The organism is Curtobacterium sp. C2H10 (genome assembly GCF_025407985.1).
In the GTDB taxonomy this organism is placed as follows: Bacteria; Actinomycetota; Actinomycetes; order Actinomycetales; family Microbacteriaceae; genus Curtobacterium.
Window position 1 is genome coordinate 1 of the sequence record NZ_JABXGF010000010.1, and the last position, 24,738, is coordinate 24,738.

Below are 24,738 nucleotides of genomic sequence, written 5' to 3' on the forward strand. Positions count from 1 at the left end.
CGTCCGGACCGAGCCGGGTGGCCGACCGCGCGGCCCGCGCGGCGGCCGACGCGAGCACCTCGTCGTCGACGACCACGGCGAGCCGCGACGACGACATCGCGTGCCGGGGCCGACGCTGCGGCAGGAGGCCCTGCGCGAGGAACACGAGACCGACCAGCGCGACGATCGCCGCGATGCCGACCACGACGGTCGCGTCGAGTCCGCGGGGCGCCCGGGCGGCGGCGTCCACGACCGCGCGGGGGTCGACACCGAGCGCACGCTGGTCGAGGAACACGAGTGCGGCGGCGAACACGGCGGCCGCGGCGAGCACGAGGGTGACGAGCATCGCCACGACGACCGCTCCCGACCGCGAGGCGTTCGTCTCGCGGCGGACGATCCGGCGGTACACCCGGTCGTGGGTCGGGCCGGGCGGCAGGGAACGCTCGGTCACCGGACCCTCCTCGGGGTGTCGACGACGGACGACGAGAACGTCACGGTCACCCGTTCGACCTGTCGGCCGGTGATGGTGCGGAGCCGCTCGGCGATCGTGCCGCGGGCGCGGTGCGCCGAGGTGGTGACGGGTTCGTCGGGGACCGCGTGGCTCCCCAGTACGGGCACGGCGAGCGGTGCGGTGATCTCGACCGCCAGCCCACCGCGGCCGTCGTCGGCGACCCGGGCACGCGCCTCCTGGAACGGCACCCGGAGCGCTTCCGCAGCGACCGCCTGCGCGGTGTGCACGAGGGCTGCCGAACCGATCCGGTCGGAGCCGGGGACCCGTCCGCCGCTGCCGGGACCGGCGACGGCGGGCGTGCTCACGACGAGCTCCGGCGTCCGCGCAGCACGTCGAGGAGTCGGCGCACGTCGACGTCGCCGGTGACGATGCGGGCGACGATCCCGCCCACGAGCATGCAGACGGCGACCACGACGAACGCCCAGGCGCCGAGCGTCACGGCGACGATCGCGAGCAGTGCGCCGACGCCCATGCCGACGACGGTGGCGTTCACCGGACGCGGCCCTCGGCGTCGTCGGCGACACCGTTGAGGGCAGGGATGTTCACGTCGTTGATGGCGATGTTGACCTCGGTGACCTCGAGCCCGACGAGCTCGGTGACCGCGGTCGTGACGGCCGCGCGCACCGCGGTGGCGACGTCCATCATCGGCGTCGGGTAGTCCACGACGATCGTCAGGTCGACCGCGACCTGTGTCTCGCCGACCTCGACGCGGACGCCCTGGCCGAGCGCGCTCGAGCCGATCGCGTCACGGATCGCGCCGAACGCCCGGGCCGCGTTGCCGCCGAGCGCGAAGACGCCGGGGACGTCCCGGGCGGCGATGCCGGCGACCTTCGCGACGACCGTGTCGTCGATGATCGTCCGACCCTTGGTGGTGACCTGCGTCGTCGTGGTGCCGGTCGTCGCGGTCCCGTCGACGCGGTTCGTCGTCGATGCCATGAGTGCCTCCGATGCAGTCTCGTCCTGGTGTCCAGCGAACACCATCGTGCCGTGCTCCGCCCGGGAGCACGGCCCGGCGCGCGGAGCCCCGCCGGGCCGGCGCGGGGAGCCCCGCCGGGCCGGCGCACGGTAGGTTCGGACCCATGCGCGTGGCGACCTGGAACGTGAACTCCGTCCGCACCCGAGTGGGTCGGATCGTCGACTGGCTGGTGCGCGAGGACGTCGACGTCCTCGGCATGCAGGAGATCAAGTGCAAGCCGGAGCAGTTCCCGGTCGAGGCGTTCGAGGCCGCTGGGTACCAGGTCGAGGCGCACGGCCTGAACCAGTGGAACGGGGTGGCCTTCGCCAGCCGACTCCCGCTCGAGGACGTCACCCGCGACTTCCCCGGCCAGCCCGGGTTCCTCAAGGGGCACGAGGGGCCCGACCTCCCGGTGGAGGCCCGCGCCCTCGGTGTCACGGTCGACGGCGTCCGCCTGTGGAGCCTCTACGTGCCGAACGGGCGCGAGGTCGGCGACCCGCACTACACGTACAAGCTCGACTGGCTCGGGCAGTTGGCCGACCGCACCTCGGAGTGGCTCACGGCGCACCCCGAGCAGCCGCTCGCGCTGATGGGCGACTGGAACGTGGCGCCGCTCGACTCCGACGTGTGGGACGTCTCGGTCTTCGAGGGGCACACGCACGTCACCGAACCCGAGCGCGCGGCCTTCCGGGAGTTCGAGGCGCGTGGGCTGCAGGACGTCGTCCGCCCGATCGTGCCGGACGGCTACACCTACTGGGACTACAAGTCCCTGCGCTTCCCCCGCAACGAGGGCATGCGCATCGACTTCATCATGGGCTCGCAGGCGTTCTCGGACGTCGTGACGGACGCCCGCATCCACCGCGACGAGCGGAAGGGTGACGCGCCGAGCGACCACGTCCCGGTGTCGGTCGACCTCGACCTCGAGACCTCGCTCGACGACGACCGGCCGATGATCTTCTGACGCATTCTGTTACTCCCCGCGTCCGCCCTCGTTGAGCGGGGCGGACCCAGCGACGTACGTTGCCTGCACCGAACCCCTTCGAGAGCAGGTGAAGCCATGTCCCGCACGACCCCGTCGACGATCCTTCCGATCCAGCGCGTCATGGCCGACGCCACGCCCCGCGCCTGGAGGGACGGCATCGTCGTCGAGACACGCCCCGCCGACGTGGTGGTCGCGTTCCTCGACGGCGGCGTGACGCAGCTGCGGGTGGCGGACGCCGACACGCTCGTGTCGGTCGGCGACCCGGTCGCCCACCACCCGGCCGCGGAGATCCTCAGCGCCGGCGGTCGGAAGACCACCGCGCGCACCGCGTGACGCGTCAGGCGGTCATCGAGGCCATCATCGCCTCGCACTTCGCGACCATCTCGTCGCACGCCATCGCGCAGTAGCGGCACGACTCGTCCATGTCCGCGTGGCTGCGGCACTCGGCTGCACACGCCGTGCCCATCGCGACGCAGGCCGTGAGCATCGCGCGCATGCTGTCGGCGTCCATGCCCATCGGACGCATCATCATCCGCATGCCGGTGTCGGCCATCATCGCCGTGTTCGAGCACATCGCGGCACAGGTGGCCATGTCGGCACCCATCTGCATGTCGCTCGCGGAGCACATCGTCGCGGCCATCGACGCGGCGTTCATCGCCATCATCGTGTCCTGCATGAGCTCAGCGTCCATCGCCACGGGCATCTCGCTCGTGGACATGGTCTTCATCATCGCCATGGTGTCCATCGGGGACCTCCTCTTCCGTTCGGTGGCGCCCACGGTACGCGCCGCCCCGATGCGTCACGCGACTACGGGTGCAGGAGCGCGGCGACCGCGACCAGCACCGGCACGGAACCGATCGTCGAGATGAGCACCACGTCCCGCGCGACCGGCACCGCCGCCCCGTACCGCTGCGCGTAGTTGAAGACGTTCTGCGCTGCCGGCAGCGCCCCGAGGGTCGTGAGCACGAAGACGTCCTGGTCCCCCAGCCCGAACACGAACCGGGCGAACACGAACGCCACGGCCGGCATCACGACGAGCTTGATCGCCGACGCGACGATGACGTCCGTCCGGATCGCCGGGTCGCGGAGCGGGGTCGCACCGTGCAGGCTCATCCCGAAGGACAGCAGGACCACGGGCACGGCGGCTGCCCCGACGAGCGAGAACGGCTCGAGCACGGGCGTCGGCAGGTCGATGCCCGTCGCCGAGAAGACCAGGCCCACGAGCGAGGCGATGATGATCGGGTTCCGGAACGGCCCCGAGACCCGGCGCCACCAGCTCCCGCCCGCCGAGGTCGCGGTGTCCAGGATCGTCAGCGCGATCGGCGCGAGCACGATGAGCTGCAGCAGGATGACCGGCACGACCGCGGTGGCCTGCCCGAGGACGTACACGGCGACCGGCAGCCCGATGTTGTTCGCGTTGACGTAGCTCGCGGCGAGCGCCCCGACCGTCGTGGTCGTGAGCGGCCGGCGCAGGACGACCCGGAAGACCACGCCGGCGCCGATGGCCACCACGACCGCGCTGAGCAGGGACACCCACAGCATCGGCGACAGCAGGACGTGGATGTCCGCCGTGGCGATCGTGTGGAAGAGCAGGCAGGGCATGAGCACGAAGAACGCGAGTCGGCTCATCACGAACTGGGCGTGCTGGCCGAGCAGTCCGATGCGTCCGACGACGTACCCGGCGGCGATGATCGCGCCGATGATCGCGAACCCGGTCAACACGCCACCCATCGGCTCCATCCTTGCACCATGTGACGTTGCTCAGGCCGGAAATGCGAACGCATCGAATACCGTTGTGCCCACCATGACCTCGACGAACTCCAGCACGCTCACGCGTTCGACCGACTCCAGCCAGCCCCTCGTCCCCCTGCTCGAGGAGCGGTGGAGCCCCCGTTCGTACGACGAGACCGCGACGATCGACGACGCGGCGTACGACGCGGTCCTCGAAGCCGCTCGCTGGGCCCCGTCGGCCATGAACTTCCAGCCGCGCCGCTTCGTCGCCGGCCGCCGTGGCACGGAGACGTTCCGGAAGATCAACGAGAACCTGCTGGGCTTCAACGCCGCCTGGGCCTTCCGCGCCAGCGCCCTGGTCGTCGGTGTGCTCGAGACCGTGACCGAGGACGGCGACGAGCGTCCCTTCGCCCAGTACGACCTCGGCCAGTCCCTCGCGGCCCTGACCGTCCAGGCGCACGCCGAGGGTCTGCACGTGCACCAGATGGCGGGCATCGACGCCGAGGGCCTCCGTGCCGCGTTCGACCTGCCGGAGCGGTTCCTGCCCTACACGGTCACCGCGATCGGCACCGTGGCGGACCCGTCGCAGCTCGACGACAAGGCCGCCGAGCGCGAGGTCGCCCCGCGCACCCGTCTCCCCCTCGACGAGGTCGTGCTCGTCAAGGAGTAGTCCTGCACCACCGCACGCGGCCGCATCCCACCGGGGTGCGGCCGCTGCCGTGTGCGGCGGGGCGTAGCATGTACTGACATGCAGCACGACGCGAACACCCCCGGCCCCGAGATGAACTTCTACACCCGCAAGTGGGTCCGTCCGGAGGACCTCAACGCCAACGGCACCCTGTTCGGCGGCAGCCTCCTCCGCTGGATCGACGAGGAAGCCGCCGTCTACGCGATCATCCAGCTCGGCAACGGCAAGGTCGTCACGAAGTACATGTCCGAGATCGTGTTCGTGTCGTCGGCGCGCGAGGGCGACATCGTCGAGATCGGTCTCGTCGCCACCCGCTTCGGCCGCACCTCGCTGACGATGCGGGCCGAGGCACGGAACCTCTTCACGCACCGCAGCATCCTCACCATCGACGAGGTCGTGTTCGTCAACCTCGACGAGGACGGCTCCCCGGCGCCGCACGGCTACACCGACATCACGTACGACCGCGACCGGGTGCCCGCCACGCACCGCGCGTGACACCGCAGACATCGCGCAGCGCCGTCCGGGCAGGGCATCGCACCCGGCATGTGATCGGGGGCCTCTGGCAGGATCGGGGCATGACCACGCCCCGCCTCGTCGCCTTCGACCTGGACGACACCCTCGCCCCCTCGAAGTCCGCGCTCGACCCCCGGATGCTCGAGACCTTCGCGTCCCTGCTCGAGGTCGTGCCGGTCGCGGTGATCTCCGGCGGCAACTTCCAGCAGTTCGAGCAGCAGCTCGTTGCACCCCTGCGGCGTCGCGACGGGCTCGTGCTCGACGACCTGCACCTCCTGCCGACCTGCGGCACCGCCTACTACCGGTGGACCGGCGACGACTGGGCGCTCCAGTACGCCGAGGACCTCACCGACGAGCAGAAGGCGCGCGCCCTGGCCGCGGTCGAGGCCGAGGCAAAGGCCGCCGGCTTCTGGGAGTCCGAGACGTGGGGCCCCATCCTCGAGGACCGCGGGTCCCAGATCACGTTCTCCGCGCTCGGGCAGTCCGCTCCGGTCGACGTGAAGAAGCAGTGGGACCCGACGGGCGCGAAGAAGGACGAGCTCCGTCGGCGCGTCCAGGCCGAGCTGCCCGACCTCGAGGTCCGTTCCGGTGGCTCGACGAGCGTCGACATCACCCGCAAGGGCATCGACAAGGCGTACGGCATGCAGCGCCTGGCCGAGATCACGAGCGTCGCGCTCGACGACATGCTGTTCGTCGGCGACCGCCTCGACCCCGAGGGCAACGACTACCCGGTGAAGGCCCTCGGCGTCCCCTGCCACGCGGTCGAGGGCTGGGAGGACACCGACGCGTTCCTCACGGAGCTGATCCCCACCCTGCGCTGACGCGCCGACGGACGGGAGGCGCGGCGAACCACTCAGGGGATGCTGCGGACCGCCTCGACGAACGCCCGGATCTTCGCCTCGTCCTTCACGCCGCGCTCGGACTCGACACCGCTCGACACGTCCACGCCGTCCGGGTCGAGCGACTCGATCGCCGCGACAACGTTGGCCGGCGTCAGCCCGCCCGCGAGGATCCACGCTTCGTCGACCTTCCCCGTGATCGAGGCGGGGTCGATGAGCCGCCCACTGCCCGGCACCGCGGCGTCGAGCAGGAGCAGGTCGTGGTCGTAGGACGCGCGCTGTTCCGGCGTCTCGGCCAGGTAGTCCTCGGCCGCGACCGCCCGGATCGTGAAGAACCCGGCGTCACGGGCGCGCGCGAAGTCCGTGGCTGACTCGCCGCCGTGCAGCTGCAGCGTGGTGAGCCCCACGGCCGAGGCGATGCCGACGACCTCGTCGATCTCCTGGTCACGGAAGACCCCGACCGCGTCGATGCCGTCCGGCACCCGTTCGACGAGCTCCTTCGCGAGGTCCGCCGTCACGGTCCGGGGGCTGCCGGCGGCGAAGACGAACCCGACCGCGTCCGCACCCGCGTCGATGGCGGCGTCCACGGTCGCAGGGGTCGACAGTCCGCAGATCTTGATCCATCGCTGGTCGGTCATGCCGTCCATCCTGCCAGGGACCCCGGAGGTGCGGAGCGGCCGCCGGTACGGGGTGCGCGGCGGCCGTGCGACCGGCCTAGTGCAGGGTGCCGGCGACGTAGGACGCCCCGCAGGCGACCAGGACGCCGAAGGCCGCGAACGACCCGACGAGCACGTTCCGCCGCCGCCAGCGCCGCACGGTGACGAACGTCCCGCGCTTGGCGTGCCGGTGCGCGGCACGGTGCAGGCGGTGGTCGCGCTTGTGCTTCACGCGCTGCGGTCCCAGCGGCACCGGACCGGTGATCTGGGCCGAACCACCGCGGAGGGCGTTCGCGATCGCCACCGCGGTCGGGCGGCGGTCGGGGTTGCGCGCGGTCATCTTCGCGAGGAGGTCCCGCCACTCCGGCGCGATGCCGTCCGGGATCTCGGGGTCGTGGCGGAGCCGTGCGAGTGCCGCCTCGATGAGGGTGCCGGAGTACTCCTGCTTGCCGGTGAGGGCCTCGAGCAGCACCAGTCCGAGCGAGTAGACGTCGGTGGCGAAGCCGATCGGTTCCCCGGCGACCTGCTCGGGGCTGAGGTACGCGGCCGTGCCGATGATGGTGCCGTCGTTCGTCAGGCGCGAGCCGTCGACGAAGTGGGCGACGCCGAAGTCGGTGAGCTTCACGGTGCGCGCGAAGCCCGACGAGCCCTCGTCGCTGATGAGGATGTTCGCTGGCTTGACGTCGCGGTGGACGATGCCGCGCGAGTGCACGTACGCCAGCGCGTCGGCCAGCTGGGCCCCGAGGTCGGCCACCTCGTAGTTGTGCAGGGCGCCCCCGGCGAGCCGACGCAGGAGCGTGGTGTCCGCGATGAGCTCCATCACGATGTACCGGTGCGGACCGTCCTCGAAGTCGTGGGTGCCGGCGTCGTACAACGGGATGAGCCCCGGGTGCGACAGCATGCTGAGCAGCCGGATCTCGCGCTCTTGGCGGACCCGGTCGGCCGTGGTCATCGACTCGGGCGTGGCGAAGAGCTTCACGGCGACGGCACGGTAGGTGTGCTCGTCACGTGCTTCGTAGACGGATCCCATGCCGCCCGTGCCGATGAGCTTCACGAGGCGGTAGCGGCCCGAGAGGACCGTTTCCGACCGTGTGTCGTTCAGCAGGGTCATGGCTGATGTCGTTCCGTCCGGAGCCGGTGTTCCGTGGCAGTTGCCAACGTGGTGACTCACCCACTACGGTACGCGGCCGCCCCGTGATCCGCGCGGACGTTATGACATCGTGATCGGCCTACTTCCCTGTGTTCATGCGGATGCATCGGGGTACAGTCCGACGTCCGAACAGGTGCGCGATCACGCAAGGAGGACACCATGGCGCTGTCGAAGGGCGACACCGTGCACTGGAACACGTCGCAGGGGAAGACGACCGGCACGCTCGTGCAGAAGCGGGTCTCGGACTTCGAGTTCGACGGCCAGTCGTTCAAGCCGAGCGACGACGACCCGTACTGGATCGTCGAGTCGGAGAAGTCCGGCAAGCGCGCCGCCCACAAGGAGTCGGCGCTGACGAAGGCGTGAGCGCTCAGTCGCCGGCGGGCTCGGCGCGACGACGGCCTCGGGCAGCCACTGCGCCGTGCTCGGTGCGCTGGTTCCGCTCGGCCCGGATGCGTCGGACCCGCCGGACGACGAACGTCACCACGACCACGGCGATCGCCACGTAGAGGACCCGGTCGATCCACTCGGTGTACTGCTCGACCTTGTCGTACTGGGTCCCGAAGGCCGCTCCGAGCAGCACCAGGGCGCTGTTCCAGATCCCGCTCGCGATGATCGTGAACACCGAGAACGTCCCGAGGTGCATCCGGTCCGCTCCGGCCGGCAGCGAGATGAGGCTGCGGACGATCGGGACGAACCGGCCGAAGAAGACCGCGCTCTTGCCGTGCCGGTGGAACCAGTCCGCCGCCTTGCGGAAGTCGTCCTCGTCGACGAGGGGCAGCTTGCCGAGCCAGCGCGTCGTCCGCTCGAAGCCGATGACGGCGCCGAGCCAGTACAGCACCAGCGCGCCGAGGTAGGAGCCGAGCGTCGCGAGCAGGAGGACCAGCACGAGGTTCATCCGGCCGGCACCCGCCAGGAACCCGGCCAACGGCAGGATCACCTCGGACGGGATCGGCGGGAAGACCGTCTCGACGAAGAGCATCAGCGCGACGCCCCACTCCCCCAGGGCGTCGATGAGCTGCAGCACGAGGCCGGAGAGCCCGCCCATCTCGGGGTCCGCGGCGGAGTCGCCGGCGGCGACGGTCATGGTGTGGGCAGGCGCAGCCACGGCAGTCGTCATCCCCCGATGGTGCCTGAGTGCCCTGTCAGGACCCGGCACGCAGCCTGGACGTCAGCCGAGTCCCATGTGCGTCGTCCGGACGTGGGTCAGGGAACGGGCGAGGGCGCCGCGGGCCACGGCGTCGCGGCCGACCGTCGACGGGACGATCTCGACGGGGTGCCGGAGCTGCGGCGTGACGATCTCGGTCAGGGCCTCGCAGAACACCGGGGCCGCGGGCAGGACCTCGCCCCCGACGACGACCACCTCGGGGTCGATCGTCGCGATGAGCTGCACGACCCCGGGCGCGACGTCCGCGGCGAGCGCCCGCACGGCCGCGGCGGCGTCCGGGTCGCCTTGCCCGGCCGACGCCATGACGGACTCGACGTCCGTACCGGGGGCGATCCGCGCCTCCAGTCGGGCGGGTGCGCCGGGCCAGCCGGTCGATGCCAGGCCGCCCATCTCGCCGGCCGCCCCGCGCGCACCGCGTGCGAGGGAGCCGTCGACCAGGTAGGCCGCGCCGATCTGGCGACCCATCACCAGGTACAGGCCGTCCCGCACGCCGCGGAAGCGTCCCCACATCGCCTCGGCGGTGGCGGCGAGCTTGGCGTCGTTGTCGAAGAACGTGGTGGCCGTGGGGAACAGGTCGCCGATCCGGCCGGGGACCCGTCGCTCGACCCACTGCGGGACCGCGACGGTGTAGTCGATCTCGCCGGAACGGTCCACGACGGCCGGGACCCCGAAGGTGGCGGCGAGGAGCCGTGACGGGTCGGTGCCCTCGACCAGACGACGGACGACGTCCTGCACGCTCTCCCACGCCTGCTCGGCGGAGGCGAGGTCGGTGTAGACCTCCTCGACCCGGGCGAGCTGCCGACCGCGGAGGTCCGAGCGGAGCCCCACGATGCCGTGCAGCCCGAGGTCGACCCCGAGCACCGACCCGGCCCCGGCGTCCGCGCGGAACCGCTTCGCGCGGCGACCCGCCTTGTTCGGCGTGGCGATCGCCTCGGCCTCGGTGACCCACCCCTCGTCGACGAGGTCGGCCAGCGCCGCCTCGACCGTGGGGCGTGACAGGCCCACGGTCTGCCCGAGCTCGGTGACGGTGTGCGAGCCGTCGTCACGGAAGAGCTCCGCGAGGAGCGCACGCGAGTTGATGAGTCGGAGCATCCCCGGTGTGCTGCCGACGACACCGTTCGGAAGCGTTGACACGGTCTCGTCCACGGCCATAGCCTCCATATTACGAAAGATCATTGAGGAATGGTGGACTCCGACATGCTCATCCCACGGCCGCGCCGCACCGAACCGGGTGCCGGCGCCTTCGCGATCACCCCGTCGACCCGCATCGCCGCAGACGCCGCGAGCGAGTCGGTCCGACTGTACCTGCAGCAGACCCTGCGGGGGTCGACCGGGCTGCCGGTGCGCGACGCCGACGACGCGGCCGGGGTCGACACCGTGCGCACGGACGTGATCGCACTCCGTGTCGCCGACGACGACACGCTCCCCACCGGACCGGCCGGTGACCGCTCCGAGTCGTTCCGGCTGCTGGTCACGGCCGACCGCGTCGAGATCACCGGCGGGGGCCCGGCGGGCGTGTTCTACGGCGTCCAGGCGCTCCTGCAGTCGCTGCCGGCCGACGTCTACCGCAAGGGCCGGGTCGGCACCGGCCCGTGGACGGTCCCGGCGGTCACCGTCGAGGACGCCCCCGCGTTCGCCTGGCGCGGCGTCATGCTCGACGTCGCCCGGCACTTCCGCACCAAGCACGAGGTCATGCGGGTGATCGACCAGCTCGCCGCGCACCGGCTCAACCGACTGCACTTCCACCTCACCGAGGACCAGGGGTGGCGCATCGAGATCCGGAAGTACCCGCGCCTGACCGAGGTCGGCTCGTGGCGGAAGGAGTCGCAGGTCGGGGCGCACGTGCCGGACGCCGACGGGGTGCTGCACCCGGCGGCGTTCGACGGCCGTCCGCACGGCGGCTACTACACCCAGGACGACATCCGCGAGATCGTCGCCTACGCGGCCGACCGGTTCGTCACCGTCGTCCCCGAGATCGAGACGCCCGGGCACGTCCGCGCCGCCCTCGCCGCCTACCCGTCGCTCGGCGTCTCGGGCGAGCCGATCGACGTGTGGACGGAGTGGGGCATCGCCGAGGACGTCCTCAACGCCGAGGAGTCCACGATCACCTTCTTCCAGGACGTCCTCGACGAGGTCATCGCCCTGTTCCCCTCCGAGTACATCGGCGTCGGCGGCGACGAGTGCCCCAAGGTCCAGTGGGAGGACGACCCCCGCACGCAGGAACGCATCCGCGAGCTCGGCCTCGACGACGAGGAGCAGCTCCAGGCGTGGATCATCGGCCGGCTCGCCGCGCACGTCGAGTCGCACGGGCGGCGGGCGTTCGGGTGGGACGAGATCCTCGAGGGCGGCACGCTCTCGAAGTCCGCGACCGTGCTCTCGTGGCGCGGGCTCACCGGCGCCCGGACCGCGGCGAAGCGGGGCCACGACGTGATCTCCGCCCCGGACGACCAGGTGTACCTCGACTACCGACAGAGCGACCTCGAGACCGAGCCCATCCCGGTGTCGATCGTCCTGTCCGTCGACGACGTGTTCGCCTTCGACCCGGTGCCGGCGGACCTCACCGACGCCGAGCGCGCCCACGTGATCGGCGGCCAGGGCAACATGTGGACCGAGCACGTGGACACCGCCCGCAAGCTCGACTACCAGCTCTTCCCGCGGGTCGCCGCCCTCGCCGAGGCGCTCTGGTCGGCCGACGTCACCGGGCCCCGAGACGTCGCCGAGTTCCGCGGGCGGCTCGCCGAGCACCTCGCACGGCTCGAGGCGATGGGGATCGAGTACCGGCACGACGCCGGGCCGTTCCCGTGGGAGCAGCGGCCGGGGGTGCCGGGGCGGCCGCACTCGCGCGAGGAGCGTGCGGCCTACATCGACGCCGTCACGGCGAACATCGCGGACTGAGGCCCGGCCGCCCGCGCAGGCGCGCTGGCGCGCGCTGGCGCGCGCTGCGTTTCGTGAGCAGAAACGGTCGGGTCCCGCCTGCCCACCCGACCATTCCTGCTCACGAAGTGCGGTGGTCGCGACCACGGATGGACGGGAGGCGCGGTGCCAGCCGGCACCCCTCCCTCGCAGGCTCGGTCGGCGCGCCCCGCGCAACGCTTCGCGTTGCCGCTGAGCGGGGCGCGCCCGTCAATCAGGCGGTGACGACCACTACACGGCGACGGCCACGCGGTCGTCCGCCGTCTCGGACACGGCGGCGTCGGCCGCCGGCGCCCGCCGCACCCACTTCTTCAGCCCGACGAGCACGAGCGCCGACACCACGGTGCCCGCGAGGATCGCGACGATGAACATCGCCACGTCCCCGATCGCGAAGAACACGAAGATCCCACCGTGCGGCGCCCGCGAGGTCACGCCGGCAGCCATCGAGATCGCTCCAGTGACCGCAGCACCGACCATCGACGCCGGGATGACGCGCAGCGGGTCGGCGGCGGCGAACGGGATCGCACCCTCGGAGATGAACGAGGCACCGAGCAGCCACGCGGCCTTGCCGTTCTCGCGCTCGGGCTTCGTGAACCCCTTGCGGTAGAGCACGGTCGAGGCGAGCGCCAGGGCCAGCGGCGGGACCATGCCCGCGGCCATCACGGCCGCCATGATCTCGAACGGGACGACGTTCGTCGCGGATCCGGCGCCGAGGCCGGCGACGGCGAACGCGTACGCCACCTTGTTGACCGGGCCGCCGAGGTCGAATGCCATCATCAGGCCGAGGATGATGCCGAGCAGGATCGCCGAGGCACCGGACAGCGAGTTGAGGAACTCGGTCAGCTGGGTCATCAGCCAGGCGATGGGACCGCCGAGCACGAGCAGCATGAGCCCCGAGGCGATGATCGACGCGAACAGCGGGATGATCACGACGGGCATCAGGCCACGCAGCCAACGCCAGGTCGGGATGCGGCCGATCCAGTAGGCGGCGGCACCGGCGATGAGACCACCGATCAGGCCACCGAGGAACCCGGCGTTCATGAAGACGGCGATCGAACCGGCGACGAAGCCGGGCGCGATGCCGGGTCGGTCGGCCATGGCGTAGGCGATGTACCCGGCGAGCGCTGCCACCAGGAACCCGAGCGACACGCCACCGATCTGGAACGCGGCGGCACCGAGGTAGTACGCCAGACCCTCCGGCGGCAGGTTCAGGAGCGTGTAGTTCGTCAGCGTGTAGACCGCGTTGTTCTGCCCCGAGTCACCGTGGGTCAGCGCGATGCCGTACCCGGCGAGCAGGAAGCCGAGCGCGATGAGCAGCCCGCCGCCCGCGACGAACGGGATCATGTAGCTCACACCCGTGAGCAGCCAGCGCTTGAGCGCCTGCCCGAAGTGCTCGTCCTTGGCGGTGCTCGAGCCGGCCTCGGCCGCGTTGCCGTGCACGCGTGCGGCGTTCGGGTCGTCGGCGGCACGGAGGGCCTCGGCGATCATCTTGTCCGGCTCGTCGACACCGCGCTTGACCGGGCCGGCCACGAGGGGCTTGCCGGCGAAGCGGCCACGGTCGCGGACGTCCACGTCGACCGCGAAGACGACGGCGTCGGCACGGGCGATGAGGGCCGGGTCGAGCGGCTCGACCTGCGAGGACCCCTGCGTCTCGATGTGCATCTCGGCACCCGCGCGCTGGGCCGCGGCGACGAGGGCGTCGGCTGCCATGTAGGTGTGCGCGATGCCGGTCGGGCAGGCGGTGACGCCGACGAGCACCTTGCGTGCTCCGGCGGTGGACCCGGCCGCGTCGCCGTCCGCGGCGTGCGTGGCGGCGGCGGGTCGCGCCTCCTGGCCGGTGGCGGTCGCACTGGAGGCGCTGCTCGCGGTGCCGACGCCGGCCTGCGCGACCTCACCGCTCACCTCGCGGTCGACGAGGTCCACGATCTCCTGCGGGGTGGCGGCGGCGCGGAGGGCGGCGGTGAAGTCCTCGCGGATGAGCGCACGGGCCAGGGTCGAGAGGACCGTGAGGTGGTCCTTGTCGGCCCCTTCGGGCACGGCGATCATGAAGACGATGTCGGCGTCGCCGTCCGGGGCGCCGAACGACACCGTGCGGGCGAGGCGGCTCATCGCCAGGGTCGGCTCGGAGACCGACGCGGACCGGGCGTGCGGGATCGCGATGCCACCGGGGACGCCGGTGCCGACGCTGGCCTCGCGCTTGATCGCGTCAGCGGCGAGGGACGCCCCGTCCGCCGCGCGGCCGGTCGCGGCGACGCGGTCGGCGAGGACGCGGATGACGTCGCTCGAGGTGGCGCCGAGGTCCTCGTCGAGACCGACGAGCTGGACGCTGATGAGGCGTGGACTCGTGTTGACGGACATGGGTTGCTCCTTTGCAATGGCGCTGGGGGCGCGGGTGCTGCGGGGTTGAGTGTGTGTGCGGGGGTGGGTCAGGCGGGTTCGGGCGCTCGCTCGAGCGCTCGGACCTCGATGCCCGACGGGTCGGTGTGGTCGAGGGCGGGGACGTCGCTGCCGGGGAGGGCGGCGGCTGCCGCTCCGGTGGCGACGGCCTGGGCGAGGCGCTGCTCGGGCGACTGCCCGGCGACCTCGGCGAGCAGGTAGCCGGCGAGGGAGGAGTCCCCCGCGCCGACGGTCGAGCGCGCCACGATCCGGGGTGCTGCGGCCGCGTAGCTCCCGTCCTCCGTCACGAGGACGGCTCCGGCGCTGCCGAGCGTCAGGAGCACGGTGCCGACGTTCTTGTCACGAAGGCGCTGCGCCGCGATCGCTGCCGCGTCGACGTCCCGCTCGAACTCGTCCGGGTCGCCGCCGACGACCTCGGCGAGCTCCTCGGCGTTCGGCTTCACGAGGTCGATCCGCTCGCCGGACTGCAGCAGCGCGGTGAAGGGCACGCCCGAGGAGTCGACCGCGATCCGGACGTCGCCGCCGTGGCGCTGCCGGACGGCTCGGACGAGGACCGCGAGGGCATCGTCCGGCAGCCCCGGGGGCAGGGAGCCGGCGAGGACCACCCAGCGTGCGACGGGTCCGGTCGCGGTGGCACCGGCGGTGTCGGCGACGAGTGCCGCGAGGTCCTCGAGGCGACCCGCGAGCGACGGACCGGGCTCGTTGAGCTTCGTCGTCGTGCCGGTCGGCTCGGTCACCGTGACGTTCGAGCGGAGCGGTGCACCGATCGGGAGTGCCGCGGTCGGGATCCCGCGCGTCGCGAGGCCGAGCAGCACCGGGTCGAGCTCGTCGCCGGGCAGCACCGCCACGGTGTCGCCGCCGCTCGCGACGACGACGCGGGAGACGTTGACGCCCTTGCCGCCGGGCTCGGCCGTGGAGCGGGTGGCGCGCTGGACGGCGCCGCGCTGGAGTTCGCCGGCGAGCTCGATCGTGCGGTCGAGGCTCGGGTTCGGGGTGACCGTGACGATGCGGGTGCTCATGGTGCTGCGTGTCGTGTTCGTGTTCGTGGTCATGCGACGACCACCTCGACGTCGGCTTCGGCGAGCGCTCCGGCGAGGTCGGCCGGCGGCTCCTGGTCGGTGACGATCGTGTCGATCTCGTCGAGCCGGGCGAACCGCATGAGCGCCTCGACCCCGTGCTTCGCCGCGTCCGCGAGCACCACGCTGCGCCGGGCCGCGAGGACGTACGCCCCCTTCACCGCCGCCTCGTACTCGTCCGGCGTGCTCAGGCCGAAGCCCGCGGACAGGCCGTTCGTCCCGACGAAGGCGATGTCCGGACGCAGCGCGCCGATCTGCTCGACCGTGGCCGTCCCGACGGCGGCGCTCGTCACCCCGCGGACACGGCCGCCGAGCAGGTGCAGCTCGACGTGCTCGCTGTGCTGCAGGGTCGCGGCGATCGGGACCGAGTTCGTGATGACCGTGAGGGTCGCCCCGGCCGTCGCGGGCTCCCACCGGGCGAGCTCGGCGGCGACCGCGGCGCAGGTGGTGCCGGCGTCGAGGGCGATCGAGCCGGTGAAGGTCGGCGGGACGAGGCGCATCGCGGCCCGGGCGATGGCGGACTTGGCGGAGTTGTGCTGCCCCTCGCGCTCGGCGACGGAGAGTTCGACGACGCTCGATCGGCCGACCGGGACCGCTCCCCCGTGCACGCGGCGCAGGAGGCCGGCGGACTCGAGGGCGTCGAGGTCACGGCGGACGGTCTCGGTCGTGACGTCGAAGTGCTCGGCGAGGTCGGCCACGGACACGCGGCCGGCGTCCTGCAACGCTGCTGCGATCGCGTCGTGCCGCTCGGTTGCGTACATGCCCGAACTCCTTCGTTCCCGTGGGTTTTGAGAAGCGTACGTCCGGATGCCACACAAACGCAACCATGCTTGTCAGTATTTCAACATTTGATATGCTGTTATTATGCACGCACCTGCAGGCACCCATTGGCGGACGGACATCCAGGGCCTCCGCGCCGTCGCCGTGCTCGGCGTCGTGCTCTTCCACGCAGGTGTGCCGTGGCTGGACGGCGGCTACACCGGAGTCGACGTGTTCTTCGTCATCTCCGGGTTCCTCATCACCCAGAACCTCCTCCGGGAGCGCGCGGGCTCGGGCACCATCCGTCTCGGTCGGTTCTTCGTCGGGCGCCTGGTGCGCCTCGGCCCGGCGGCTGCGGCCACGGTGCTGTGCACGGTCCTCGCCGTCCACTTCCTCCTTCCGCCGCTCGACCGGACCGGCGCGCGGACGAGCGCCTGGGCCGCGCTGTTCGGGGCCGAGAACCTCAAGCTCGCCGCGACCGGCACGGACTACCTCGCCGCGCACGCACCGAGTCCGTTCCAGCAGTTCTGGTCGCTCGGCGTCGAGGAGCAGTTCTACGTCGGGTGGGCGCTCGTGCTCGCCCTCCTCTGCTCGGTCCCGGTGCTCCGCCGCGTCCTGCTGCCGATCGCCGTCCTCCTCTTCGTCCTGAGCTTCGTCACGATGATCGTGGTGAGCGACATCAGCGGCCCCTGGGCGTTCTTCGGCGTGCACACGCGGACGTGGGAACTCGGTGCGGGAGCGCTCACCGCGATCGTCGCTCGTTCCGGCCGCCGTCGGGCCAGCGGGGACGCACGACTCCCCCGCTGGGCGGGTCGTCTCGCCCGGCCCGTCGGGCTCCTCGCGATCGTGGTCTCGTACGTCGGGTTCGACGAAGCGACCCCCTTCCCCAGCGCTTGGACCCTACTCCCGGTCCTCGGAGCAGTCCTCGTGGTGGCACCGCTCCCGGCGGACCGCACGGCGGCGCTCCTCTCGACCGCCCCGCTGCGATGGCTCGGAGACCGCTCGTACTCCCTGTACCTGTGGCACTGGCCGGTCCTCCTGCTCCCGACCCTCGCCTGGGGGCGGCCGCTCCGTCCGTTCGAGGTGGTCGCGGCGTGCGCCGTCACCGTCGCGCTCGGCTGGAGCAGCCACCTGCTGCTCGAACGCTGGACCAGTCACTGGGCTCGGCGCACCCGACTCCGTCCGGTCGCGCTCGTTGCGGGAACCGTCGTCGTCGCTGCTGCAGTGGCGCCGCTCACCGCACTCCCGACGCTCCGCGGCGAAGTGGTGGCGAGTACGCCGTCACCCACCGACGTGCTCGGCGGGCCGCGATCACCCGCGGGCGTCCCAGCCAACCTGACGCCCGCCGTGGCATCCGCGGAGGACGACCTCCCGGCGCTCTACGCGGACGGCTGTCATGCAGAATCGACCGCCACCGCACCCACGTCCTGCACGTACGGCGACGACGACAGCAGCCGGACGATCGTGCTCTTGGGAGACTCCCACGCCGCACAGTGGTTCACGCCGGTCGTCGAAGCGGCCGATGCCTCGGGCGCACGTGTCGTACCGATGACGAAGTCCGCCTGCCCCGCGGCGAGCATCCCCGTGACCTCCGAAGCACTGGGCCGCGAGTACCGCGAGTGCGATCAGTGGCGAGCAGCCGCACTCGAGCGGATCGCCGAGCTGGAGCCGGACCTCGTCGTGCTGTCCAGTGCGGCCGCCGGCTACGAACCGACACGGATCGGCACCGGTTCGTTCGAGCGAGCATGGGAAGACGGACTCCGCCGGACGATGTCGACGATCACCGAGCGCACCGGCGCTCGGATCCTCCTCGTCCACGACACCCCTCGGTGGACGGAGAGCCCGAACCGATGTCTGTCCGGAGCGATCGACGACGTCGGCTCGTGCGCCCGCTCGCAGGTCGACCTGCACCGCCCGGAGATCGCCGAAGCCGAGCGTCGTGCCGTGAGCGCGGTGGGCGGCACCGCGGTCGACCCGTTCCCCTGGCTGTGCACAACGACGTGCTCCCCGGTGGTGTGGAACGTGCTCGCTTACCGTGACGCCGACCACATCACGGACACCGTCGCGACCGTGCTCACGCCGAGGGTCGCCGAGGCGATCGGCTCGGCGGGCTGAGCCTGCGTCAGCCCTTGACGGCCCCCGCGGTCATCCCGCTCACGAGCCGCCGCTGCACGATGAGGAAGAACATCACCACCGGGATCGAGAACAGCACACTCGCCGCCATGAGCCCGCCGAAGTCCGTCCCCTTGTTCGTCGAGAACCCCGCGAGCCACACCGGCAGCGTGTACATCCCCTGGTCCTTGAGCATCACGTAGGCCGTCAGGTAGTCGTTCCACGCAGCGATGAAGGCGAACACACTCGTGGCGATGACCCCCGGCATCACCAGCGGGAACAGCACGCTCCACAGGATCCGGAACGTCCCCGCACCGTCGACCTTCGCGGCTTCCTCGATCTCGACCGGCACCGCGACGAAGAACCCCCGCATGACCCAGATCGAGAACGGCAGCACGCTCGCGACGTAGGCGAGGATCAGCCCGATGTAGCTGTTGAGCAGCCCGAGCGACTGGAACGACAGGAACAGCGGGATGAGCAGAGCACCCGACGGGATCATCTGCACGAAGAGGATCGCCACGAGGATCGCCCGCCGGCCACGGAACCGGAAGCGCGACAGCGCCGCCGACGCCAGGAACCCGACGACGATCGACAGCAGCACGGCCGCCACGACCACGATCGCGGAGTTCCGCAGGTACACGAGGAACCCGTCCTGCGTCAGCGCCCGCGTGAAGTTCTCGAGCGTCGGCCGCAGCGGCAGCCAGATCGGCGTGAGGGTCGTCACTTCGTCCGACGGCTTGAACGCCGTGTTCACCATCCAGTAGATCGGGAACACCCAGACCAGGCAGAAGACCACCGCGATCGTGTTCGCCACGACCCGCGGCCTGCGTCGGCGCGCGCGCACCGGCGCGATCGGACCGGGCCTGGAGGCGCGACCCGCCCCCGTCACGTCCGGTTGCGTCTCGGAAGCGGTCGCCCCGGTGACACCGGGGGTGGTCGTCGTCGTCACAGGTCTTCCTCCCCGCTCCGGACGAGCCGGCGGATGTAGTAGCTGGTGAGCGCCCCGAGGATCAGCGTCGAGATGACGGCGATCGCCGCGCCCTGCCCGTACGCGTTCGACACGAAGGACTTCACGAACGTCCAGATGCCGAGGGTGAGCGTGGTGTCCTCGGGGCCGCCCTTGGTGAGCAGCCAGATCTGGTTGAAGACGTTGAAGTCCCAGATCACCGAGAGGATCGTGACGAGCAGCAGCGTCGGCACGAGCGCCGGCAGGGTGATCGAGCGGTACATCGCCCACGCGGACGCCCCGTCGAGCGCCCCGGCCTCGTAGTACTCGGGCGCGATCTGGGACTGCGCGGCGTACAGCGTCAGCGCGACGAACGGCACCGCCTGCCAGATCACGAGCGAGAGCACGATCGTCAGCGCCTGCCCGGGGCTCGACGCCCAGTTGTCCTGCGTGTGGTCGCCGAACACCCCGAGTTGAGTGATGAGCCAGTTGAGCACGCCGTAGAAGGGCTGGAAGAGCCATTGCCAGACCAGGCTCGACGCGACGTTCGGCATCGCCCACGCCAGCACGAGCACGACACTCACGACCGTGCGCATGACGACACCGAGCCGGGTCAGCAGCTGGGACACCGCCATGCCGATGCCGATGGTCCCGATCACCATCGCGCCCGTGACGAGCACGGTGCGCAGCATGACCGGCCAGAAGCTGGCGTCGGTGAGGACGTTCGTGTAGTTCGTGAAGCCGGCGAACCCGGCCTGCCCGGTGAAGATCGCCCGCAGCCCGTAGTCCTGGAAGGAGATGACGACCAGGCGGACGAGCGGGTAGACGACGAGCGCGAGGAGCAGCAGCGCAGCCGGTGCGAGCAGGACCAGCGGCGCTCGTGACGAGGTGAGCGATCGACGTCCTGCGCGGCCGCCCGGCCCGGTGGGACCGCGACGCCCCGTCGACCCACGCCGGGTCCCCGGCTCGGCCTGCGCCGAACCGGGGACCCGCTCCGCAGTGGAGGTCATCGAACTACTGCTGCGCGTTGAGCGCGGTCGTGAGGTGCTCCGAGAAGCCCTCGGCTGCCTGCTTCGGCGTCTTCCGACCGGTGGCGACGTCCGCGAACATCGTCTGGAACGTCGAGTCGCCTTCGATCGTCGCCCAGCCCGGGGTCGCCGGCGTCGGACGGCTGGTGGAAGCGGCCGCGAAGTACGGCTTGTGGAGCTCGTCCACGTCACCGGCGACCGCGTCGAGCAGCTGCGTGGAGTTCGGCTCCCAGCCGTCGACCCCGAACACCTGGTCCTGCTGGAACTTCTTCGAGGTGAGGATCTTCGTGTAGTACAGCGCGAGGTCCTGGTTGGCGGACTTCGACGGGATGCCGAGGTCCGAGCCACCGAGGAACACCGGCTGCGTCTTGCCCGCGGTGCTCGACGGCATCGCGAAGGTGCCGATCTGGTCCTTGAGCTCGGGCTTCGCCGTGGTGATCGAACCGATCTCCCACGCGGACCCGAGGATCGCCGAGGTGTTGCCCTGTGCGAAGACGTCGGACTCGGCCGGCTTGTCGGTGTTGATGTCCTGCGTGGACTTCGCCGAGTACGAGTTCTGGAAGTCCTTCCACGCGGTGAGGCCCTTCACGGCGTCGGCGGAGTCGATCGCGCCCTTCCACTTGCCGTCCTTCTCGGTGGCGATCTGCCCACCGGCGTCCCACACCCACTGCAGCCCGCCGTACCAGTACTGCCCCGGCATGTAGAACGCCGAGAAGTCCGCTTGCGGGTTCTTCGCCTTGACCTTGTCGAGGTCGGCCGTGAGCTCGTCGTAGGACTTCGGGACGTCGGTCACCCCGGCGTCGGCCCACATCTTCTTGTTGTAGATCACCGCACGGTTGCCGGCGAAGAGCGGGGCGCCGTACAGCTTGCCGTCCACGGTCGCCGGGCCCTCGAGCCCGGAGAGCCACGTCTGCCCGTCGGCCAGCTCGTCCTTGTACGGCGAGAGGTCCATCAGGCCACCTGTCGCCGCGTACACCGGTACCTGCGTGTTGCCGAGGTCGACCACGTCCGGCGCGTCCTTCTGTGCGAGGGCCGTGGTGAGCTTCGTGGTGATGCCGTCCCACTGCTGGAGCTGCAGCTTCACCTTGGCGCCGGTGGCCTTGGTGAACTGCTTCTCGGCGACGTCGAGGATCTTCGGGCTGAGGTCGCCGTTCATGATCCAGACGGTGAGGGTCTTGCCCTTGCCATCGGGTGTGCCGATGGACTTCGTGCCGCCGTCGGAAGCTCCGTTGCTTCCGGCGGAGCACCCGGTGAGGGCGAGCGCGCCTGCGAGGGCGAGCGCACCGAGTGCGGCGAAACGCGTGCGTGTCACGTTGACTCCCTTGGTCCGACCTTTATGAAAGGACGTTGCGTAATGGTGAGTAAAGACCCATCACGCGGGGATGTCAACCACGAACCGGCAGGCTGTGGACAATCGCGATCCGCATGTTTCCGGGGGATCACGGATGTGGAACGGATGATCGACGGCGCTTGACGAACTGGTCATGACCAGGCATGATCAGCACCCGCGCTCAGGCGTCGAACGGCACCTCGCCGTGCTTGCTCACACCCGCACGCTGCCGGTGGGCCAGGTGCCCACCGAGGTACCCGCCGACGCCGACGACCGCGAGCCCCGCGAACCCGAGGAGCTTGCCTGCCCCGTGGTTCCCGGACTTCCGTTGCATCCACGACAGCCCGTACAGCGAGATGCCCACCCAGTTCACGGCCTGGTGCACCCAACCGGTGCGGAGTTGCTCACGATCGAGCTCCGACCAGTCGACGTAGCCGGCCACCGAGGCGCTGCCCGACGACACCAGCCCCACACCGACGAGGGTCTTCGCCGCCCGCGCGTTCCCCTTCCCGCCGATCAGGTCGAGCACCGCCGCCGAGATCCACGCACCCAGCGGTACCTGCACCATGAGCGGGTGCAGCGGGTGCCCGAACGGCACGCCGTGGAGCAGCTGGCGCAGTGCCTTCGGCTTCGCGAGGGCGTTCACCACGGAACGATCGATGTCGACAGCCTTGTCGAGCACGCTCGCGTGCTCGACGGCGTCGGTGAGGCGACGGAACGCTCGGATCCCAGGCATGCCCTGGACGGTAGGCCTGGAGGCGCGGTACCGGTCCCAGGAACCGGCACCGCACCTCCAGGCCGTCACGTCCAGTGCGCCGCCTACTCCTCGACGATCTCCGCGAGTTCGAACGGCTCCACCGTCAGCTCATCGCCGCCTGCGGCGACGTCGACGCGGACGGTGTCCCCGTCACGCACGTCACCGGCGAGGATCGCCCGCGCCAACCGGTCGTCGATCTGCCGCTGCATGAGCCGACGGAGCGGACGCGCTCCGTACACCGGGTCGTACCCGCGCTCGGCGAGCCAGGCCCGGGCGTCCGGGGTGACGGCCAGCTCCAGTCGGCGGTCGGTCAGCCGGCGTGCGAGCCGGTCGACGTAGAGCGACACGATCTGGCCGAGGTCCTCTTGCGTGAGCGCCTGGAACACCACGATGTCGTCGAGTCGGTTGATGAACTCGGGGCGGAAGGCCTGCTGGACGAGCTCGCGGACAGCCTCCTCGCGCTGCACGTCGGTGATCGACTGGTCGGTCATGAACTGCGACCCGAGGTTCGACGTCAGGATGAGGATCGTGTTCCGGAAGTCCACCGTCCGGCCCTGGCCGTCGGTCAGGCGGCCGTCGTCGAGGACCTGCAGGAGCACGTCGAAGACCTCGGGGTGGGCTTTCTCGATCTCGTCGAGCAGCACCACGGAGTACGGGCGACGCCGGACGGTCTCGGTGAGCTGCCCGCCGGCCTCGTAGCCGACGTACCCGGGCGGGGCGCCGATGAGCCGCGCGACCGAGTGCTTCTCGCCGTACTCGCTCATGTCGATCCGGACGAGTGCCTTCTCGTCGTCGAACAGGAACTCGGCGAGCGCCTTGGCCAGCTCGGTCTTGCCGACGCCGGTGGGGCCCAGGAACAGGAACGAGCCCGTCGGACGGTCCGGGTCGGAGATGCCCGCGCGGGTGCGACGGACCGCTTCCGACACGGTCGAGACGGCGGAGCGCTGCCCGATGATCCGGCGGCCGAGTTCGTTCTCGAGGTGCAGGAGCTTCTCGGTCTCGCCCTGCAGCAGGCGCCCGAGGGGAATGCCCGTCCACTGCGCGATCACGGCGGCGATGTCCTCGTCGGTGACGCTGTCGTTCACCATCCGGTCGGCCTGCTCAGCTTGTTCGGCGGCGGCGAGCTCGGCCTCGATCCGGGGCTTCTCGCTGTACTCGATGCGCGACACGAGTTCGTAGTCGGCCTCGCGCTGTGCCCGCTGCGAGCGCATGTTGAGGTCGTCGAGCTGCTGCTTCAGTTCACCGATGCGGTTGAGGCTGGCGCGTTCGGCCTGCCACCGCTGCTCGAGTTCGCCGAGCAGGGTCTCGCGGCTCGCGAGCTCGGCCCGCAGCGTCTCCAGCCGAGCCTTCGACGCGTCGTCCTTCTCCTGCTTCAGCGCGAACTCCTCGACGCGCAACCGGTCCACGGTGCGCTTGAGCTCGTCGATCTCGACCGGGCTCGAGTCGATCTCCATCCGGAGCCGGCTCGCGGCTTCGTCGATGAGGTCGATCGCCTTGTCGGGCAGCTGCCGCCCGGAGATGTACCGGTTCGACAGGCTCGACGCGGCCACGAGCGCGGAGTCGTTGATCGTGACCTTGTGGTGCGCCTCGTAGCGCTCCTTGAGGCCGCGGAGGATCGCCACGGTGTCCTCGACGCTGGGCTCCCCCACGAAGACCTGCTGGAAGCGCCGCTCAAGGGCGGCGTCCTTCTCGATGTACTCGCGGTACTCGTCGAGCGTCGTCGCGCCGATGAGCCGGAGTTCACCGCGCGCGAGCATCGGCTTGAGCATGTTCGACGCGGCCACGGACCCTTCGCCCCCACCGGCGCCCATGAGGGTGTGCAGCTCGTCGATGAACGTGATGACCTGCCCGTCAGAGTCGTTGATCTCCTTGAGCACGGCCTTGAGCCGCTCCTCGAACTCGCCGCGGTACTTCGCGCCGGCGATGAGGGCGGACATGTCGAGCGACACGAGCCGCTTGTCCTTGAGGGAGTCGGCGACGTCACCCGCGACGATCCGCTGGGCGAGTCCTTCGACGACGGCCGTCTTGCCGACGCCGGGTTCCCCGATGAGCACGGGGTTGTTCTTGGTGCGACGCGTCAGCACCTGGGAGACGCGCCGGATCTCGGCGTCCCGCCCGATCACCGGGTCGAGCTTGCCGTTGCGGGCGATCGCCGTGAGGTCGACGCCGTACTGCTCGAGGGCGGTCTTCTGTCGCTCTTGCGAGTCAGGAGCGCCCTGGAGGTTCGCCATGCGTTCCGTCCTTTCGTTGC

The 24,738-nt window shown here is 70.9% G+C and carries 26 protein-coding genes; 8 read left to right on the plus strand and 18 right to left on the minus strand.

Translation table 11 applies throughout. The annotated features are described in order from the left end of the window. The 4 genes from HWD93_RS06455 to HWD93_RS06470 form a co-directional block, all read right to left on the minus strand. Positions 1-430: hypothetical protein (locus tag HWD93_RS06455; RefSeq protein WP_261646394.1), on the minus strand; the 430-nt coding region annotated here is incomplete at its 3' end. Then, entirely contained in the window at positions 427-795 is a 369-nt protein-coding gene (locus HWD93_RS06460) for a hypothetical protein (protein ID WP_071294428.1), read from the minus strand. The genes HWD93_RS06455 and HWD93_RS06460, both read right to left, overlap by 4 nt. After that, positions 792-983, minus strand: a complete 192-nt coding sequence (locus tag HWD93_RS06465; RefSeq protein WP_070417057.1) for a hypothetical protein — start codon at positions 981-983, stop codon at positions 792-794. The genes HWD93_RS06460 and HWD93_RS06465 overlap by 4 nt, the downstream gene beginning before the upstream one ends. Then, positions 980-1,426, minus strand: a complete 447-nt coding sequence (locus tag HWD93_RS06470) for an Asp23/Gls24 family envelope stress response protein (protein ID WP_070419251.1) — start codon at positions 1,424-1,426, stop codon at positions 980-982. Before HWD93_RS06470 ends, HWD93_RS06465 begins: the two co-directional genes overlap by 4 nt. 143 nt (positions 1,427-1,569) lie before the next feature. On the opposite strand from HWD93_RS06470, the gene HWD93_RS06475 reads away from it, so the two are divergent. Both HWD93_RS06475 and HWD93_RS06480 read left to right on the plus strand, forming a co-directional pair. Further along, complete coding sequence (locus HWD93_RS06475) at positions 1,570-2,406, plus strand: exodeoxyribonuclease III (RefSeq protein WP_070417058.1); 837 nt, start codon at positions 1,570-1,572, stop codon at positions 2,404-2,406. A gap of 96 nt (positions 2,407-2,502) precedes the next feature. Then, a complete protein-coding gene (locus HWD93_RS06480; protein ID WP_070417059.1) occupies positions 2,503-2,760 on the plus strand; it encodes a hypothetical protein in 258 nt (85 codons plus the stop codon). Positions 2,761-2,764: 4 nt separating this feature from the next. Here the strand turns inward: HWD93_RS06480 and HWD93_RS06485 are convergent, their stop codons facing one another. Next, the gene (locus HWD93_RS06485) at positions 2,765-3,172 is read right to left on the minus strand and encodes an aldehyde dehydrogenase (protein WP_071294427.1); all 408 of its coding nucleotides are present in this window, start codon (positions 3,170-3,172) and stop codon (positions 2,765-2,767) included. Positions 3,173-3,234: 62 nt separating this feature from the next. Then, complete coding sequence (locus tag HWD93_RS06490) at positions 3,235-4,158, minus strand: AEC family transporter (protein ID WP_070419252.1); 924 nt, start codon at positions 4,156-4,158, stop codon at positions 3,235-3,237. Between the two features lie 73 nt (positions 4,159-4,231). Here HWD93_RS06490 and HWD93_RS06495 point away from each other — a divergent pair, with 73 nt between their 5' ends. The 3 genes from HWD93_RS06495 to HWD93_RS06505 all read left to right on the plus strand — a co-directional run bounded on the left by HWD93_RS06495 (position 4,232) and on the right by HWD93_RS06505 (position 6,180). After that, positions 4,232-4,828 carry a nitroreductase family protein gene (locus HWD93_RS06495; protein ID WP_229085370.1) on the plus strand — a complete coding sequence of 199 codons (597 nt, stop codon included), beginning with the start codon at positions 4,232-4,234 and terminating at the stop codon, positions 4,826-4,828. Positions 4,829-4,906: 78 nt separating this feature from the next. Further along, positions 4,907-5,341 (plus strand): acyl-CoA thioesterase, encoded by a 435-nt coding sequence (locus HWD93_RS06500; RefSeq protein WP_083295084.1) that lies wholly within the window; start codon positions 4,907-4,909, stop codon positions 5,339-5,341. Positions 5,342-5,421: 80 nt separating this feature from the next. Further along, positions 5,422-6,180, plus strand: coding sequence for an HAD-IIB family hydrolase (locus HWD93_RS06505; RefSeq protein WP_071294424.1), 759 nt, complete (start codon positions 5,422-5,424; stop codon positions 6,178-6,180). 32 nt (positions 6,181-6,212) lie between these two features. Here HWD93_RS06505 and HWD93_RS06510 read toward each other — a convergent pair whose 3' ends face one another. Together HWD93_RS06510 and HWD93_RS06515 are read right to left on the minus strand one after the other, a co-directional pair. Further along, positions 6,213-6,836 (minus strand): phosphoribosylanthranilate isomerase, encoded by a 624-nt coding sequence (locus HWD93_RS06510; protein WP_070417063.1) that lies wholly within the window; start codon positions 6,834-6,836, stop codon positions 6,213-6,215. A 76-nt stretch (positions 6,837-6,912) separates the two neighbouring features. Beyond that, on the minus strand, positions 6,913-7,965 hold the full coding sequence (locus tag HWD93_RS06515; protein WP_071294423.1) for a serine/threonine-protein kinase: 1,053 nt from the start codon (positions 7,963-7,965) through the stop codon (positions 6,913-6,915). 198 nt (positions 7,966-8,163) lie between these two features. Between HWD93_RS06515 and HWD93_RS06520 the strand changes: the two genes are divergently transcribed. Continuing rightward, positions 8,164-8,367: a DUF2945 domain-containing protein gene (locus HWD93_RS06520; RefSeq protein ID WP_070417065.1), complete on the plus strand. Its 204-nt coding sequence runs from the start codon at positions 8,164-8,166 to the stop codon at positions 8,365-8,367. A gap of 4 nt (positions 8,368-8,371) precedes the next feature. Here HWD93_RS06520 and HWD93_RS06525 read toward each other — a convergent pair whose 3' ends face one another. Together HWD93_RS06525 and HWD93_RS06530 are read right to left on the minus strand one after the other, a co-directional pair. Continuing rightward, positions 8,372-9,121, minus strand: a complete 750-nt coding sequence (locus tag HWD93_RS06525; protein ID WP_254789382.1) for a DedA family protein — start codon at positions 9,119-9,121, stop codon at positions 8,372-8,374. Positions 9,122-9,172: 51 nt separating this feature from the next. Continuing rightward, positions 9,173-10,315 (minus strand): ROK family transcriptional regulator, encoded by a 1,143-nt coding sequence (locus tag HWD93_RS06530; RefSeq protein ID WP_261646395.1) that lies wholly within the window; start codon positions 10,313-10,315, stop codon positions 9,173-9,175. A gap of 36 nt (positions 10,316-10,351) precedes the next feature. On the opposite strand from HWD93_RS06530, the gene HWD93_RS06535 reads away from it, so the two are divergent. Continuing rightward, positions 10,352-12,064: a beta-N-acetylhexosaminidase gene (locus HWD93_RS06535; protein WP_261646396.1), complete on the plus strand. Its 1,713-nt coding sequence runs from the start codon at positions 10,352-10,354 to the stop codon at positions 12,062-12,064. 249 nt (positions 12,065-12,313) lie between these two features. Here HWD93_RS06535 and HWD93_RS06540 read toward each other — a convergent pair whose 3' ends face one another. The 3 genes from HWD93_RS06540 to HWD93_RS06550 form a co-directional block, all read right to left on the minus strand. Continuing rightward, positions 12,314-14,440, minus strand: coding sequence for a fructose-specific PTS transporter subunit EIIC (locus HWD93_RS06540; RefSeq protein ID WP_092384662.1), 2,127 nt, complete (start codon positions 14,438-14,440; stop codon positions 12,314-12,316). A gap of 68 nt (positions 14,441-14,508) precedes the next feature. Beyond that, positions 14,509-15,531 carry a 1-phosphofructokinase family hexose kinase gene (locus tag HWD93_RS06545; protein WP_261646397.1) on the minus strand — a complete coding sequence of 341 codons (1,023 nt, stop codon included), beginning with the start codon at positions 15,529-15,531 and terminating at the stop codon, positions 14,509-14,511. Next, positions 15,528-16,316, minus strand: a complete 789-nt coding sequence (locus tag HWD93_RS06550; RefSeq protein WP_070417069.1) for a DeoR/GlpR family DNA-binding transcription regulator — start codon at positions 16,314-16,316, stop codon at positions 15,528-15,530. Before HWD93_RS06550 ends, HWD93_RS06545 begins: the two co-directional genes overlap by 4 nt. Positions 16,317-16,419: 103 nt before the next feature. On the opposite strand from HWD93_RS06550, the gene HWD93_RS06555 reads away from it, so the two are divergent. Further along, entirely contained in the window at positions 16,420-18,429 is a 2,010-nt protein-coding gene (locus tag HWD93_RS06555; RefSeq protein ID WP_071294418.1) for an acyltransferase family protein, read from the plus strand. Between the two features lie 7 nt (positions 18,430-18,436). Here the strand turns inward: HWD93_RS06555 and HWD93_RS06560 are convergent, their stop codons facing one another. From HWD93_RS06560 to HWD93_RS06580, 5 genes are all read right to left on the minus strand, one after another. Continuing rightward, on the minus strand, positions 18,437-19,240 hold the full coding sequence (locus HWD93_RS06560; RefSeq protein ID WP_254790681.1) for a carbohydrate ABC transporter permease: 804 nt from the start codon (positions 19,238-19,240) through the stop codon (positions 18,437-18,439). 131 nt (positions 19,241-19,371) lie between these two features. Then, on the minus strand, positions 19,372-20,382 hold the full coding sequence (locus tag HWD93_RS06565; protein WP_083295087.1) for a carbohydrate ABC transporter permease: 1,011 nt from the start codon (positions 20,380-20,382) through the stop codon (positions 19,372-19,374). A gap of 4 nt (positions 20,383-20,386) precedes the next feature. Continuing rightward, positions 20,387-21,712, minus strand: coding sequence for a sugar ABC transporter substrate-binding protein (locus tag HWD93_RS06570; protein ID WP_071294417.1), 1,326 nt, complete (start codon positions 21,710-21,712; stop codon positions 20,387-20,389). A gap of 199 nt (positions 21,713-21,911) precedes the next feature. Then, on the minus strand, positions 21,912-22,466 hold the full coding sequence (locus tag HWD93_RS06575; protein WP_071294416.1) for a DUF2231 domain-containing protein: 555 nt from the start codon (positions 22,464-22,466) through the stop codon (positions 21,912-21,914). Between the two features lie 83 nt (positions 22,467-22,549). Then, a complete protein-coding gene (locus HWD93_RS06580) occupies positions 22,550-24,718 on the minus strand; it encodes an ATP-dependent Clp protease ATP-binding subunit (protein WP_083403134.1) in 2,169 nt (722 codons plus the stop codon). Positions 24,719-24,738 lie beyond the last annotated feature (20 nt).

Bases quoted from the DNA above. Each gene is read 5' to 3' on its own strand.
- HWD93_RS06485 (WP_071294427.1), bottom strand. From the start codon at position 3,172: ATGGACACCATGGCGATGATGAAGACCATGTCCACGAGCGAGATGCCC.
- HWD93_RS06495 (WP_229085370.1), top strand. From the start codon at position 4,232: ATGACCTCGACGAACTCCAGCACGCTCACGCGTTCGACCGACTCCAGC.
- HWD93_RS06565 (WP_083295087.1), bottom strand. From the start codon at position 20,382: ATGACCTCCACTGCGGAGCGGGTCCCCGGTTCGGCGCAGGCCGAGCCG.
- HWD93_RS06475 (WP_070417058.1), top strand. From the start codon at position 1,570: ATGCGCGTGGCGACCTGGAACGTGAACTCCGTCCGCACCCGAGTGGGT.
- HWD93_RS06490 (WP_070419252.1), bottom strand. From the start codon at position 4,158: ATGGGTGGCGTGTTGACCGGGTTCGCGATCATCGGCGCGATCATCGCC.
- HWD93_RS06580 (WP_083403134.1), bottom strand. From the start codon at position 24,718: ATGGCGAACCTCCAGGGCGCTCCTGACTCGCAAGAGCGACAGAAGACC.
- HWD93_RS06555 (WP_071294418.1), top strand. From the start codon at position 16,420: ATGCACGCACCTGCAGGCACCCATTGGCGGACGGACATCCAGGGCCTC.
- HWD93_RS06550 (WP_070417069.1), bottom strand. From the start codon at position 16,316: ATGTACGCAACCGAGCGGCACGACGCGATCGCAGCAGCGTTGCAGGAC.
- HWD93_RS06540 (WP_092384662.1), bottom strand. From the start codon at position 14,440: ATGTCCGTCAACACGAGTCCACGCCTCATCAGCGTCCAGCTCGTCGGT.
- HWD93_RS06480 (WP_070417059.1), top strand. From the start codon at position 2,503: ATGTCCCGCACGACCCCGTCGACGATCCTTCCGATCCAGCGCGTCATG.
- HWD93_RS06525 (WP_254789382.1), bottom strand. From the start codon at position 9,121: ATGACGACTGCCGTGGCTGCGCCTGCCCACACCATGACCGTCGCCGCC.
- HWD93_RS06520 (WP_070417065.1), top strand. From the start codon at position 8,164: ATGGCGCTGTCGAAGGGCGACACCGTGCACTGGAACACGTCGCAGGGG.
- HWD93_RS06510 (WP_070417063.1), bottom strand. From the start codon at position 6,836: ATGACCGACCAGCGATGGATCAAGATCTGCGGACTGTCGACCCCTGCG.
- HWD93_RS06535 (WP_261646396.1), top strand. From the start codon at position 10,352: ATGGTGGACTCCGACATGCTCATCCCACGGCCGCGCCGCACCGAACCG.
- HWD93_RS06505 (WP_071294424.1), top strand. From the start codon at position 5,422: ATGACCACGCCCCGCCTCGTCGCCTTCGACCTGGACGACACCCTCGCC.
- HWD93_RS06470 (WP_070419251.1), bottom strand. From the start codon at position 1,426: ATGGCATCGACGACGAACCGCGTCGACGGGACCGCGACGACCGGCACC.
- HWD93_RS06515 (WP_071294423.1), bottom strand. From the start codon at position 7,965: ATGACCCTGCTGAACGACACACGGTCGGAAACGGTCCTCTCGGGCCGC.
- HWD93_RS06545 (WP_261646397.1), bottom strand. From the start codon at position 15,531: ATGACCACGAACACGAACACGACACGCAGCACCATGAGCACCCGCATC.
- HWD93_RS06575 (WP_071294416.1), bottom strand. From the start codon at position 22,466: ATGCCTGGGATCCGAGCGTTCCGTCGCCTCACCGACGCCGTCGAGCAC.
- HWD93_RS06500 (WP_083295084.1), top strand. From the start codon at position 4,907: ATGCAGCACGACGCGAACACCCCCGGCCCCGAGATGAACTTCTACACC.